Here is a 14,032-nt window from a genome sequence, read left to right as displayed (position 1 = left end):
GGCCCCCACCACCGCCCCGCCACCGCCCCCGCCACCGCCCCCCACGGCCACCCCCGCACCTCCCCACCCCCGTTCCCCACTTCGCCCCCCGAGGCTCCCCACCTCGCCCCACGCCGTCGGATCCGATCCGCCGACCTGGGCTTTCTCCAGAGCCCCCGCCGCGAGCCCGGATCGGGAGCCGGAAATCCCCCCCACCACCCCCCACGTCATCCGACCTGCTGAAACGTCTCCGTGTACCTCCAAAGTGGGCGCGCTTCGCCTTGCGCGTGGGGGGAAGTGGGGTACTGTGGCCCGTGTTGGAGCGAGACGGGGCTCCGAGATGAGGTGATGTGGGTGTTCCTCGGCACCTACACGCCTCGGCTGGACGACAAGGGTCGGCTCACGCTGCCGGCGAAGTTCCGAGACGAACTGCGGGGCGGGTGCATGGTCACGAAAGGGCAGGACCACTGCCTCTACGTGTTCACCCGCGAGGCCTTCACCGAGATGGCCACCAAGGTCGCCGCGGCACCGCTGACCAGCGAGTCGGCTCGCGCCTTCCAGCGGAACCTCTTCTCGGGAACCGACGAGCAGAACCCCGACGGCCAGGGTCGGATCGCGATCACCCCCGAGCTGCGCCGGTATGCGGGGCTCGCCAAGGACTGTGTGGTGATCGGCGCGTTCACGCGCGTCGAGATCTGGGACGCACAGGCCTGGCAGGCCTACCAGGAGCAGCACGAGGACGACTACGCGAAGGCGCAGGAGGAGGTTCTGCCCGGTCTCATCTGACACCGGAGAGAGGCACGATCCGTCGCCGCCTCGACCCGGTCGTCGCGTCTCCCACCCCGGCCCGACGGCCCTGGCGCACCTTCCCCGGTGCCAGGTCCGTCGGGCGGAGTGGGGGCCGCGGCGGCCGGGTGGGGGCGGCGACACACACCCGCCGGGCTGGGGAGCCGGGAGGGTGCCACCGCGGCCTGGGACGCGTGCGTCCCGGGCCGCAGGCATGACCGCTGCGTGTGCGGGCACGCAGGGGAGCACGACTCGTGGGGCGGGAGGTGAGCTGGTGGACGACGCGAACGCAGCCCACCGGCACGTCCCGGTCCTGCTGAACCGGACGCTGGAGCTGCTGGCCCCGGCGCTGGAGAACCGGCCCGCGGTCGTCGTGGACGCCACCCTGGGGCTCGGTGGCCACTCCGCGGCGCTGCTGGCCGCGCACCCGCAGCTGACCCTGGTCGGGCTCGACCGGGACCCGCAGGCCCTGGAGATGGCGGGCAGGCGGCTGACCGCCTTCGCCGACCGCACGCACCTCGTGCACGCGGTCTACGACGAGATCGCGGACGTGCTGGACGGCCTCGGGCTGCCGCGGGCCGACGGGGTGCTGTTCGACCTCGGCGTCTCCTCGCTGCAGCTGGACGCGGACGAGCGCGGCTTCTCCTACTCCCGGGACGCGGACCTCGACATGCGGATGGACCCCACCCGGGGCCCGACCGCGGCGGACGTCCTCAACACCTCCGCGCCCGGCGAGCTGGTCCGGATCCTGCGCGAGTACGGCGAGGAGCGGTTCGCCACGCGGATCGTGTCGCAGATCGTGAAGCGGCGGGAGACCCGGCCGTTCACCCGCAGCGCCGAGCTGGTGGAGCTGCTCTACGCCGCCGTGCCCGCGGCGTCCCGGCGGACCGGGGGACACCCCGCGAAGCGGACGTTCCAGGCGCTGCGGATCGAGGTCAACGGCGAGTTGGGGGCCCTGCGTCGGGCGCTGCCCGCCGCGCTCGGGTCGCTGTCGGTGGGCGGGCGGATCGTCGTCCTGTCCTACCACTCGCTCGAGGACCGCATGGTCAAGCGGGAGCTCGCCGCGGGCGCGGCCTCCCGCACCCCGGTCGGGCTCCCGGTGGAGCTGCCCGGCCACGGCCCGGAGCTGCGGTTGCTCACCCGCGGCTCCGAGCCCGCGACACCAGACGAGATCGAGGACAACCCGCGTGCCGCCTCCGTGCGGTGCCGGGCCGCCGAACGCATCCGGGAGGCCGCACCGTGAGTGCACCCGTGAAGACGCCCACCCGGCCGCGCCCCCGGGTCTCGGTCGACTGGAAGGGCACCGAGGCACCCGCCCGGCGCATCCCCGCCCAGCGCGGGGCCGTCACGATCCCGGCGCCGCGCAAGGGATCGCAGAAGGGTGCCCAGAAGGCCTACGCACGGCGGGACGAGCGGGTCCGCCGCGCCGCGCCGAAGCGGGCGGTGCCGAAGAAGGCCACCCAGGTCGGCACCGGCCGCGCCCAGTTCGTGCTGCTCATCATGGGGCTGTTCGCGACGGGCCTGGTCCTCACCCTCTGGCTCTCGACGGCGGCCGCCGCCGACTCCTACGCCCTGCAGCAGGCCCGCACCGACGCCCGCACCCTCACCGAGCAGTCCGAGCGGCTGCACCGCGAGGTCGCGGCGATGGAGTCCACCCCCGCGCTGGCCCAGCGCGCGGCGGACCTCGGGATGGTCCCGGTGCAGGACCCGGCCCGGCTGGTCGTGGCCCCCGACGGCGGCGTGACGGTCGTCGGCGAGCCCCGCGCCGCCGTCGGGCACGCGCCGGTGCCCGCGGCGAACCCGATGCCCGCGCCGGACGCGGGCCCCTCGCAGACGGCGGTGGACGCGGGCGCGGCGCAGGCCGGCCCGCCCCCGGCCGCCCAGCCGGACCCGGCGCAGGCCCAGCCCGACCCGGCTGCCCAGGCGGCCCAGGACGCTCAGACCGCCCAGAACGCCCAGAACGCCGAGGCCGCCTCCCAGCAGGCCCAGGAGCAGGCGGTGCAGAACCCGCAGCAGCCGGGCGGCGCCTGATGGCCCTGCTGCCACCGCGCGCGCGTCCCCGGATGCAGGGCAGGCCACGGAACGGACGGAAACCGGCAGGCCCGCCGCGCCGCACCCCGCCGCGCAGGCCCGCCTCGAGCGCGGGCATGCCCCTGCGCCGGTTCCGGATCGGCAGGCTCGTGCTGATCCTGCTGCTGCTCGCCAGCGCGATGCAGCTCGTGCTGATCCAGACCGTGCGCGCGGGCGACCTCACCGCGAGCGCGGAGAAGCAACGCACCACCCGGATCACCATCGCCGCCGAGCGCGGCGCGATCACCGACCGGAACGGCAACCGGCTGGCCTTCTCGACCGAGGCCCGCGCGCTCGTCACGAACCCGCGGCTGATCTCGTCGATCAAGAAGGACCAGGCGCCCGCGTACAAGGCGGACATGGCCCAGGCCGTCGCGGAGGCGACCGGCGGGGACCCGAACGCCCTGCGGGGCCTCCTCGACGCGGACCGCGGGTACGTCGTGCTGACCACGTCCGCGGACCCGGACGTCGCCCGGGCGCTGCGCGAGCGGTTCCCCGAGATCGCCGAGGAGAAGCGCGAGGCCCGCCAGTACCCCGCCGGGAACCTGGCCGCCAACGTGATCGGCGCGGCGAGCTGGAGCGCCGACAACCAGAAGCTGGTCGGCCGGGTCGGGCTGGAGTCGTCCGACGACGGCGTCCTCGCCGGCACCGACGGCTTCCAGATCGTGGACACCGCGGAGGGCAGCGACACGGTGATCCCGGGCAGCACCCGGGCCCAGGAGGCCGCCGTCCCGGGCTCCGACGTGGAGCTGACGCTCGACTCGGACCTGCAGTACGTGGTGCAGCAGAAGCTGCAGGACTACGTGGCGAAGACCGGCGCCCGCGGCGGGTCCGCGGTGGTGCTGGACGCGAAGACCGGCGAGGTCCGCGCGATGGCGAACGGCACCACGTTCGACCCGCGGAGCCTGGGGACCGCCGACCCGGCCACCCTCGGCAACGCCGCGGTGTCCAGCCCGTTCGAGCCCGGCTCCGTCAACAAGATCGTCACGATGGCGGGTGCCCTGGAGTACGGCATCGCCAAGCCGGACGACGTCCTGGACGTCCCCGGCAGCATCAAGGTCGCGGACCGCACGGTGCACGACGCCTGGAACCACGGCCTCGACCACTACACGCTGACCGGCGTGCTGGCGAAGTCCTCCAACGTCGGCACGATCATGACCGCCGAGCAGCTCGGGGCGGACCGCTTCTCGGACATGCTGGCGCGGTTCGGGATCGGCCAGCGCACGAACGTCGGACTGCCGGGGGAGAGCGCGGGCTCGGTCCCCGCCCGGGAGTCCTGGTCCGGCTCGACCTTCGGCAACCTGCCCATCGGGCAGGGCCTGTCGATGACCGTGCTGCAGATGGCCGGGATGTACCAGGCCGTGGCGAACGACGGCGTCCGCATCCCGCCGCGCATCGTCGCGGCGACGATCGGCCCGGACGGCTCCCGCACGGAGGAGCCGCGGCCCGATCCCGTGCAGGTGGTGTCCCCGCAGACCGCGCAGCAGCTGCGGACGATGCTGACCGCCGTCACGCAGAAGGCGCCCGGGGGCAACTCCGGCACCGGCTACGCGGCGCAGGTGCCCGGCTACCAGGTCGCCGGCAAGACCGGCACGGCGCAGCAGGTGGACCCGAGCTGCGGGTGCTATGCCTCCTCGACGTACTGGATCACCTTCGCCGGGATGCTGCCCGCGCAGAACCCGAACTTCGTCGTCGCGATCATGCTCGACGCCCCCGGCGGCGGCACGAGCGCGGCCCCGCTGTTCCACGACATCGCCTCCTACCTGGCCCAGCAGGAGCGGGTCCCGGTCGGCGAGCCCGCCCCCGTGCAGACCCTGGTCGTGCCCTGAACCTGCGAGCAGCGGCGCGGGGCGGTCTCGGTAGCCTCCCGTGCGTGCCGCCTGTCGCTCCCCCCGCCACCGGCTCGACGCGCCCCACGGGACTCCCCGCGGTGCGGCTGAGCGCCCTCGGCGCGCCCGTGGACGCGGAGCCGCTGCCGGGCTCGCCGGACGTCGAGATCACCGGCATCACCCACCGCACGTCGGACGTGCGGCCCGGGGACCTCTTCGTGGCGCTGCCGGGCGCCAGGGTGCACGGCGCGGACTTCGCCGCCGCGGCCCTGGCGGCAGGCGCGGTCGCGGTCCTCACCGACCCGGCGGGCCTCACCCGCCCGCAGATCCGCGCCGCCGGTGTCGGGGTGCTGGTCCACCCGCACCCGCGCACCGTGCTCGGCGCCCTGTCCGCGCGGGTCTACGGCGATCCGACCGTCGACCTGCGCGTGCTCGGGGTGACCGGCACCAGCGGCAAGACGACGGTGGCCCACCTCGTCGAGGCCGGGCTGCGGGCGGCGGACCGGGCGACCGGGCTGCTGGGCACGGTGCAGACCCGGATCGGGCACGAGAGCCTGCCGAGCGCCTTCACCACGCCCGAGGCGCCGGACCTGCAGGCGCTGTTCGCCGTGATGCGCGAGCGCGGGGTCACCGACGTCGCGATGGAGGTGTCGTCGCACGCGCTGGCCCTGGGCCGCGTCGCGGGCACCCGCTTCGCGGTGGGCGCCTTCACCAACCTCTCGCAGGACCACCTGGACTTCCATCCGACGATGGAGGACTACTTCGAGGCCAAGGCCCGCCTGTTCCTCGACCCGGAGCTGTGCGCGGCCCGCGGCGTCGTCTGCGTCGACGACGAGTGGGGCGCCCGCCTCGCCGGCCTGGGGGACTTCACCACGGTGTCGACGACCGGTCCCGCGGACTGGACGGCGTCGGACGTGCGGACCGAGGCGGACGGGTCGCAGCGCTTCACCGTCCGCGGGCTCCCGGTGCACCTGGCGCTGCCCGGCGCGTTCAACGTGGCCAACGCGCTCGTGGCGCTGGCGGTGCTCCACGCCGTCGGGGTGGCCCCGGAGGTCGCCGCGCCCGCGTTCGCGCGGCTGCACGTCCCCGGGCGGATGCAGCGTGTCGAGGTGGGCCAGCCCTACCTCGCCGTGGTCGACTACGCGCACAAGCCCGCCGCGGTCGCCGCGCTGCTCGACGCGCTGCGCGCGCAGAACCCCGGCGGGCGGCTGATCACCGTCCTGGGCTGCGGGGGCGACCGGGACACCGGCAAGCGGCCGCTGATGGGCGCCGCCGCGGCCGCCCGCTCGGACGTCCTGCTGGTGACGGACGACAACCCGCGCACCGAGGACCCCGCGGAGATCCGGGCCGCGATGCTGGCCGGCACGAGCGGCACCGGGGCGGACGTGCGTGAGATCGGGGACCGGCGGGCCGCGATCGTGGCGGCCGTCGCCCTGGCGAATCCCGGCGACGTGCTGGTCGTTGCCGGTAAGGGACACGAGACCGGGCAGGAGGTCCACGGCGTCAAGCACCACTTCGACGACGTCGAGGAGCTCGTCCGGGCCATCGCCTCAGGAGACACCGAAGGGCAGGACACGTGATCGAGATGCGGCTGGCCGAGGTCGCCGCCGTGACCGGGGGCGAGCTCCACCGGGCGACGGGCGACGAGCTCGTCTCCTCCGTGGAGTTCGACTCCCGGAAGGTCGGGCCCGGCGCGCTGTTCCTGGCGCTGCCGGGGGAGCGGGCGGACGGGCACGGGTTCGCGGCGGCGGCGGTCGCCGCCGGGGCGTCCGGGGTGCTGGCGGGCCGTCCGGTGGACGCGCCGTCGGTGATCGCGCCGCCGGGGGAGTCCTACGCGGGCACCGACCTGGGCGCCGCGGACCCGGACGGCGCGGGTGCGGCGGTGCTCACCGCGCTCGGCAGGCTCGCCCGGCACTCGGTGACGACCCTGCCGGACCTGCACGTCGTCGGGATCACCGGCAGCTCGGGCAAGACGTCCACGAAGGACCTCGTCGCGGCCGTCCTGCGGCCGCTGGGGGAGACCGTGGCGCCGCCCGGCTCCTTCAACAACGAGCTCGGCCACCCCTGGACCGCGCTGCAGGCGGGGGAGTCGACGAGGCACCTGGTGGTGGAGCTGTCGGCCCGCGGCCGCGGGCACATCGCCCGCCTCTGCCGGATCGCGCCGCCCCGCATCGGGGTGGTGCTGAACGTCGGGTCCGCGCACGTCGGCGAGTTCGGCTCGCCGGAGGCGATCGCCCAGGCGAAGGGCGAGCTGGTCGAGGCCCTGCCCGCGGACGGGGTGGCGGTCCTGAACACCGACGACCCCCGGGTGGCGGCGATGGCCTCCCGCACGAAGGCCCGGGCGGTCGGGGTGGGTGTCGGGGCGGACGCGGACGTGCGTGCCGAGGACGTCTCGCTGGGCGCGGGCCGCGCCTCGTTCACGCTGGTCACCCCGGCCGGCTCGGCCCCGGTGTCGCTGCAGCTGGTGGGCGCGCACCACGTCGGCAACGCGCTCGCCGCCGCGGCCGTGGCCCTCGAGCTGGGCGGCACCCCGGCCCAGATCGCCGAGGCGCTGTCGGCGGCGACCCCGGCCTCGCGCTGGCGCATGGAGGTCACCGAGCGGGCGGACGGCGTCACCGTCGTCAACGACGCCTACAACGCCAACCCCGAGTCCATGACCGCCGCGCTGCAGGCCCTCGCGTCGATCGGCCGGGGCCGCCGCACCTGGGCGGTCCTCGGGCCCATGGCCGAGCTCGGCGACACCACCGAGGCCGCACACCGGCGGATCGCCGACACCGTGCGCGGCCTGGGCGTCGATCGCTTCGTGGCCGTGGGTACCGACCACTACACCCGCGAGTCCCCCACCTCGGACACGCGAGTCCCCCACTCCGGACACGCGAGTCCCACCCCCCGGACCCGCGAGTCGGACACCGGCCCGCGCGTGGTCGCCGACCGGGACGCGGCCCTCGCGCTCCTGCGCGCCGAGCTCGCGCCCGGAGACGTCGTGCTGGTGAAGGCCTCCCGCTCGGCGGGCCTGGACCGCGTGGCCGACGCGTTGCTGCAGGAGCTGGTCAGCCCGTGAGAGGCATCTTCGTCGCGGGCGGGGTGGCGCTCGCGCTGTCCATCCTGCTCACCCCGTACCTGATCCGGTTCTTCGCGCGCCAGGGCTTCGGCCAGGAGATCCGCGCGGACGGCCCCAAGTCCCACCAGACCAAGCGCGGCACCCCGACCATGGGTGGCGTCGCCATCCTGATCTCCATCTGGGTCGGCTACCTGGTCGCCCATCTGCTCACCGGCGAGCCGATGTCCGCGTCGGCGCTGCTCGTGCTGTTCCTGACGACCGCGCTCGGCCTCGTCGGGTTCATCGACGACTTCCTCAAGCTGCGCCGCAAGCGCAACCTGGGGCTGAACAAGACCTCGAAGATCGTCGGACAGGTGCTCACCGCCACCGTCTTCGGCATCCTCGCGCTGCGGTTCGCCAACGAACGCAACCTCACCCCGGCCTCGGAGTACCTGTCGTTCATCCGGGACATCACGGTGCTCGGGTTCGGCGCGATCGGGTTCGTGCTGCTCTGCAACCTGATCATCGCGGCCTGGTCGAACGGCGTGAACCTCACCGACGGGCTCGACGGCCTGGCCGCGGGCACCTCGGCGATGGTCCTGGCCAGCTACGTGATCATCGGGTTCTGGCAGTTCCGCAACGCGTGCTCCATCAGCGCGGCCGCCGGCTGCTACGAGGTCCGGGACCCGCTCGACGTCGCGATCGTCGCCTCCGCGGCCATGGGCGCCTGCATCGGCTTCCTCTGGTGGAACGCGGCACCCGCCCGGATCTTCATGGGCGACACCGGCTCGCTGGCCCTCGGCGGCCTGCTCGCCGGGCTGTCGATCGTCACCAAGACCGAGCTGCTGCTGCTGGTCATCGGCGGCGTGTTCGTGGTGGAGACGCTGTCGGTCGCGCTGCAGATCCTGGTCTTCCGCACCACCCGACGGCGGCTGTTCCGGATGGCCCCGTTCCACCACCACTTCGAGCTCGCGGGCTGGGCGGAGACCACCGTCATCATCCGGTTCTGGCTGCTCGCAGCGATGTGCGCGGCGCTGGGGCTGGGCATCTTCTACTCCGAATGGCTCGCCGCCTCGGCGGGTGGATGATGCGGGGCCGCACCGTCCTGGTGGCGGGCGCCGGGATCTCCGGGCTCGCCGCCGCCGAGGTGCTCCTCGCGCACGGGGCCCGGGTCCTGGTCTCCGACGACCGGGTCCTGCCCGCCCTGCCCGCGGGCGCCGAGCCCGCGGCGGGCCTGCCGGAGGGGGTCGACCTCGTCGTCACCGGGCCCGGCCGCGCGCCCGGCCACCCGCTCGTCGCCGAGGCGGCGGCGCGGGGGATCGAGATGATCGGCGAGCCCGAGCTCGCCTGGCGGCTCGGCGCGCTCCGCGCGGCCCCGCCCGCGTGGCTGGTGGTCACCGGCACGAACGGCAAGACCACCACCACCGGCATGCTGGAGTCGATCCTGCGTGCCGCCGGTCTCGACGCCGTGGCCTGCGGCAACATCGGCTACCCGGTGGTGAGCGCGGTCGCGGCCGGGCACGCGGTGCTCGCGGTGGAGCTGTCCAGTTTCCAGCTGCACTGGTCGCCCTCGGTCGTCCCGGCCGCGGGCCTGGTGCTGAACGTCGCCGAGGACCACCTGGACTGGCACGGCGGCCTGGAGCCCTACGCCCAGGCCAAGGCGCGGGCCCTCGTCGGCGAGGTCGCGGTGGCGGGCGTCGACGACGCGATCGCGGCGCGGCTGTTGGCGGAGTCGACGGCCTCCCACAAGGTCGGCATCACCCTGGCCGCACCCGGCGAGCACCAGCTCGGGATCCGGGACTCCCACCTCGTCGACCGCGCCTTCCCGACGTCCGACACGCGAGTCGGACACGGCACCCCGCTTGCCGCCGTGGCGGACGTGCGGCCCGGGGGACCGCCCGGGCTGACCGACGCGCTGGGCGCCGCGGCGCTGGCGCGGGCCCACGGGGTGTCGCCGGAGGCCGTCGCCGCCGGGCTGCGCGCCTACCGGCCGGGGCCGCACCGCTCGGCGCCGGTGGGCACGCACGCCGGGGTCCGCTACGTCGACGACTCCAAGGCCACGAACCCGCACGCCGCGGACGCGGCGCTGGCCGCGCAGCCCGCCGGGACGATCGTGTGGATCGTCGGCGGGCTGTTCAAGGGCGCCCGGGTCGAGGAGCTCGTCGCCGCGCACGCTGGTCGGCTGCGCGCCGCCGTGGTGATCGGCACCGACCGGGCGGAGATCGTCGACGCACTGGCGCGACACGCCCCGGAGATCCCCGCCGTCGAGGTGACCGAGCGCGACGATGAGGTCATGGTCTCCGCCGTCCGCCGTGCCCGCGCACTCGCCCGACCGGGTGACGTCGTACTCCTCGCTCCCGCTGCGGCGTCGATGGACCAGTTCACCGACTACGCGGCGCGCGGCGCGGCCTTCGCCGCCGCGGTGCGGGAGCTGGGCTGATGGCGACGCGCAGCCCGGGCCGCAGCTCCGCCCGGCGCAGCGCGCCCCCGGAGCCGGACGGCCGGTTCGGACCGGCCCGCGTCGCCGTCGGCCGCGGGGCCAAGGCGCTCGAGGCGTGGCTGCGCCGCCCGCTCACCAGCCTGCACCTGATCCTCGGCGTCTGGGGTCTGCTGACCCTGTTCGGCCTGGTCATGGTGCTCTCGGCCAGCTCGGTGGAGTCCTTCTCCGCGGGTGGGTCGAGCTACTCGGTCTTCGTCCGGCAGCTCGCCTTCTGCGCGGGCGGGCTGGTGCTGTTCTGGATCGGGCTGCGGGTGCGGCCCGCGCGGATGCGGGCGGTCGCGCCGTGGCTGCTGCTGCTCGGCGTGCTCGCGCTGGTCGCGGTCCTCGTCCCGGGGCTGGGTGTCACACGCAACGGGTCGCGGGCCTGGTTCGCGATCGGCTCGTTCTCGGTGCAGCCCTCCGAGGCGGTGAAGGTGGCGCTCACGCTGTGGGGCGCGCACGTGCTCGTCGCCCGGCGCAAGGTGATGCACCGCTGGAAGCACGCGCTGAACCCGCTGGTCCCGGTCACCCTGCTGGTCCTCGCCCTGCTCGTGCTCGAGCCGGACATGGGCATGGCGGTGTCGGTCGGCATCGTCATGATCGTGCTGCTGTACTTCGGCGGCGCGCCGATGAAGCTGCTGGCCACGATCGGGGTCGGGGCCGCGGCGGGCGCGGTCGTGCTGGGCCTCACCGCGGGCTACCGGGTCAGCCGCATCACGTCGTTCCTCGAAGCGGGCTCCGCGGACCCGCTCGGCCCCGCCTACCAGGCCACGCAGGCGCTGTACTCGCTCGCCGACGGCGGCCTGTTCGGCGTCGGGCTCGGCCAGGGCCGCGCGAAGTGGGACTACCTGCCCAACGCGCACAACGACTTCATCTTCGCCATCATCGGCGAGGAGCTCGGCATGATCGGCGCCTTCGCCGTCCTGGCGCTGTTCGCCACCCTGGCCTACACCGGCCTGCGCATCGCCCGCCGCAGCTCCGACCCGTGGCTGCGGCTGGTCGCCGCCACGACCACCGCCACGCTCGTCATCCAGGCGGCCATCAACATCGGGTACGTCGTGGGACTGCTGCCGGTCACCGGACTGCAGCTGCCGCTGATCTCCTCCGGCGGCACCTCGATGGTGGTGACCATGTTCCTGTTCGGCATCCTGACCAACGCCGCCCGGCACGAGCCGGAGGCGGTCGCCGCACTGCGGGCGAACGGCCAGGGGCGGATCGCGACGATCCTGCGACTGCCGCTCCCCGAGCCGTACCGGGCGCCCGCCCACACCCCCACCCAGCGCACCGTGCGCCGATAGAGACAGCGCTCGACAGAGACAAGGACCATGAGTCAGTACGGCACCCAGTACCTCCCGCGGATGGGCGCAGGCCCGTCCGTGGTGATCGCAGGCGGCGGTACGGCCGGGCACATCGAGCCCGCCCTGGCCTTCGCCGACGCCGTCATGCGGCTCCGGCCCGACGCCCGCGTCACCGCCCTGGGCACGGAGAAGGGCCTCGACCAGCGGCTCATCCCGGCTCGCGGCTACCCGCTCGAGCTGATCCCGCCGGTTCCGCTGCCGCGCAAGCCCTCCGCCGACCTGCTGCGGCTGCCCGGCAAGGTGCGCGGCGCCGTCGCGCGGGTGCGCGAGGTGCTGACGAAGGTCGACGCGGACGTCGTCGTCGGGTTCGGCGGCTACGTCGCCCTGCCCGCCTACCTCGGCGCCCGCAGGCGGGTGCCGATCGTGGTGCACGAGGCGAACGCCCGCGCGGGGCTGGCCAACAAGGTGGGCGCCCGGTTCGCGGCCCGGGTCGTGGCCGCCGTGCCGGGATCGGGGCTCGCGCACGCACAGATCCTCGGGATCCCGTTGCGGCACAGCGTGACCACGCTCGACCGCGGCGCGCTGCGGGTGGAGGCGCGGGCCCGCTTCGGCCTGCCCGCGGACGGCCCGGTGCTGCTGGTGTTCGGCGGCTCGCAGGGCGCCCGCTCGCTCAACACCGCCCTCGCCGCGGCCCTCCCCGGCCTGGTCCACGAGGGCATCGGGGTCCTGCACGCCCACGGCCCGGGGAACACCCCGGCGGGCTCCGACGTGTCGGGCTCCGCCGAGGCGCCCGGCGCGTCGGGCTATGTGGGCCTGCCCTACATCGACGACATGCACCTGGCCTACGCCGCCGCGGACGCCGTCCTCTGCCGGGCCGGGGCGATGACGGTCGCCGAGGTCTCCGCCGTCGGGCTGCCCGCGCTGTACGTGCCGCTGCCGATCGGCAACGGCGAGCAGGCGCTCAACGCCCGCCCGGTCGTCGACGCGGGCGGCGGCCTGCTCGTCGCCGACACCGCGCTGACCGGGGACGTCGTGCTGGCCGAGCTGGTCCCGCTGCTGAAGGACCCCGAGCAGCTCGCCGCCATGGGCCGGGCCGCCCGCGCCTCGGGCCACGCGGACGCCGACGAGCGGCTGGCCGAGGTCGTGTTCGGGGTGATCCGGAAGTGAGTGCCCCGGTGCTCGGGTCGCACGTCCACCTCATCGGCATCGGCGGGGCGGGGATGAGCGGGATCGCGCGGATCCTGCTGGCCCGCGGCGTGCGCGTCTCCGGGTCGGACGCCAAGGACTCCCGCACGGTGCTCGCGCTGCGCGCGCTCGGCGCGGAGATCGCCGTGGGGCACGCGACGGAACACGTCGTCGGCGAGCCGACCGTCGTGGTGTCCACGGCGATCCGGGAGACCAACCCGGAGCTCGCCGCCGCCCGCGCGCGGGGCCTCGCCGTGGTGCACCGCGCCCAGGCGCTCGCCGCGCTGACCCAGGGCTACCGGGTCGCCGCGATCGCCGGGACGCACGGCAAGACCTCCACCACCTCCATGCTCACCGTCGCCCTGCAGCACTGCGGCGTCGACCCGTCGTTCGCGATCGGCGGGGACCTCACGGTCACCGGCGCGGGCGCGCACCACGGCGGCGGGGACGTCTTCGTGGTCGAGGCGGACGAGTCCGACGGCTCGTTCACCGCCTTCGCCCCGAACGTCGCGGTCGTGACGAACGTCGAGCCGGACCACCTGGACCACCACGGCGACGAGGCCTCCTACCGCGCCGTGTTCGAGGAGTTCCTGGGTCGGATCGCCCCCGGCGGCACCCTCGTGACCTGCGCGGACGATCCGGGAGCGGAGGCGCTCGCGGCGGTCGCGGAGACCCGTGGCATCCCGGTGCGCCGCTACGGCCGCATCGGGGCGGACGCCCGGCTGCTGGAGTTCCGCCCCGACGGCACCGGCTCCCGGCTGCTCGCCCGTCACGGGGGCGTCGAGATCGCGCTGCGGCTCTCCGTCCCGGGCGAGCACATGGCGCTCAACGCCCTCGGCGCGCTGCTCGCCGGGGTCGAGCTGGGCGCCCCGGTGGAGGACCTGCTCACGGGCCTGGCCGCCTTCGACGGCGTCCGGCGCCGGTTCGAGTTCAAGGGCCGGGCGAACGGCGTGGCCGTCTACGACGACTACGCCCACCACCCCACGGAGGTCGCGGCCACCCTGCGCGCCGCCCGCGAGGTGCAGCCCGGGCGGGTGATCGTCGCGTTCCAGCCGCACCTGTACTCCCGTACCCGGACGTTCGCGGCCGAGTTCGGCACGGCCCTGGGGCTGGCCGACGAGGTCGTGGTGCTCGACGTCTACGGCGCCCGCGAGGACCCCGAGCCCGGTGTGTCGGGGCGCCTGGTCGCCGACGCGGTCCCGCTGCCCGCCGACCAGGTGCACTTCGTCCCGACCTGGGCGGACGTCCCCGGTGTGCTCGCCGGACTGGCCCGCCCCGGCGACCTCGTGCTCACCATGGGCGCGGGTGACGTGACGGTGCTGGGCCCTGAGATCCTCCTCGAGCTGGACCGGGCACCCGCATGAGC

11 protein-coding genes are annotated in these 14,032 nt (G+C 75.0%); all 11 read left to right on the top strand.

The window, feature by feature from the left end:
* Positions 1-333: 333 nt before the first annotated feature.
* Complete coding sequence (gene mraZ / locus BLS43_RS02035; RefSeq protein ID WP_176921139.1) at positions 334-765, top strand: division/cell wall cluster transcriptional repressor MraZ; 432 nt, start codon at positions 334-336, stop codon at positions 763-765.
* 274 nt (positions 766-1,039) lie between these two features.
* Positions 1,040-2,008, top strand: coding sequence for a 16S rRNA (cytosine(1402)-N(4))-methyltransferase RsmH (rsmH, locus tag BLS43_RS02030; RefSeq protein WP_245707247.1), 969 nt, complete (start codon positions 1,040-1,042; stop codon positions 2,006-2,008).
* Complete coding sequence (gene ftsL / locus BLS43_RS02025; protein WP_143029915.1) at positions 2,005-2,796, top strand: cell division protein FtsL; 792 nt, start codon at positions 2,005-2,007, stop codon at positions 2,794-2,796. The genes rsmH and ftsL overlap by 4 nt, the downstream gene beginning before the upstream one ends.
* A gap of 116 nt (positions 2,797-2,912) precedes the next feature.
* Positions 2,913-4,664 (top strand): peptidoglycan D,D-transpeptidase FtsI family protein, encoded by a 1,752-nt coding sequence (locus BLS43_RS02020; protein ID WP_245707246.1) that lies wholly within the window; start codon positions 2,913-2,915, stop codon positions 4,662-4,664.
* Between the two features lie 44 nt (positions 4,665-4,708).
* Complete coding sequence (locus tag BLS43_RS02015) at positions 4,709-6,244, top strand: UDP-N-acetylmuramoyl-L-alanyl-D-glutamate--2,6-diaminopimelate ligase (RefSeq protein ID WP_093075643.1); 1,536 nt, start codon at positions 4,709-4,711, stop codon at positions 6,242-6,244.
* On the top strand, positions 6,241-7,725 hold the full coding sequence (locus BLS43_RS02010; RefSeq protein WP_093075640.1) for a UDP-N-acetylmuramoyl-tripeptide--D-alanyl-D-alanine ligase: 1,485 nt from the start codon (positions 6,241-6,243) through the stop codon (positions 7,723-7,725). Before BLS43_RS02015 ends, BLS43_RS02010 begins: the two co-directional genes overlap by 4 nt.
* On the top strand, positions 7,722-8,792 hold the full coding sequence (gene mraY / locus BLS43_RS02005) for a phospho-N-acetylmuramoyl-pentapeptide-transferase (protein ID WP_093075637.1): 1,071 nt from the start codon (positions 7,722-7,724) through the stop codon (positions 8,790-8,792). The genes BLS43_RS02010 and mraY overlap by 4 nt, the downstream gene beginning before the upstream one ends.
* Positions 8,765-10,144 (top strand): UDP-N-acetylmuramoyl-L-alanine--D-glutamate ligase, encoded by a 1,380-nt coding sequence (murD, locus tag BLS43_RS02000; RefSeq protein ID WP_245707245.1) that lies wholly within the window; start codon positions 8,765-8,767, stop codon positions 10,142-10,144. Before mraY ends, murD begins: the two co-directional genes overlap by 28 nt.
* On the top strand, positions 10,144-11,481 hold the full coding sequence (gene ftsW, locus BLS43_RS01995) for a putative lipid II flippase FtsW (protein ID WP_093075634.1): 1,338 nt from the start codon (positions 10,144-10,146) through the stop codon (positions 11,479-11,481). The genes murD and ftsW overlap by 1 nt, the downstream gene beginning before the upstream one ends.
* 27 nt (positions 11,482-11,508) lie before the next feature.
* Positions 11,509-12,648, top strand: coding sequence for an undecaprenyldiphospho-muramoylpentapeptide beta-N-acetylglucosaminyltransferase (murG, locus tag BLS43_RS01990; RefSeq protein WP_093075632.1), 1,140 nt, complete (start codon positions 11,509-11,511; stop codon positions 12,646-12,648).
* Between the two features lie 53 nt (positions 12,649-12,701).
* Entirely contained in the window at positions 12,702-14,030 is a 1,329-nt protein-coding gene (gene murC, locus BLS43_RS01985; RefSeq protein WP_245707256.1) for a UDP-N-acetylmuramate--L-alanine ligase, read from the top strand.
* The last annotated feature ends 2 nt before the right edge of the window (positions 14,031-14,032 follow it).

The sequence above is a fragment of the Pseudonocardia oroxyli genome (assembly GCF_900102195.1).
In the GTDB taxonomy this organism is placed as follows: Bacteria; Actinomycetota; Actinomycetes; order Mycobacteriales; family Pseudonocardiaceae; genus Pseudonocardia; species Pseudonocardia oroxyli.
This window is presented reverse-complemented; position numbering and strand designations above follow the sequence as displayed.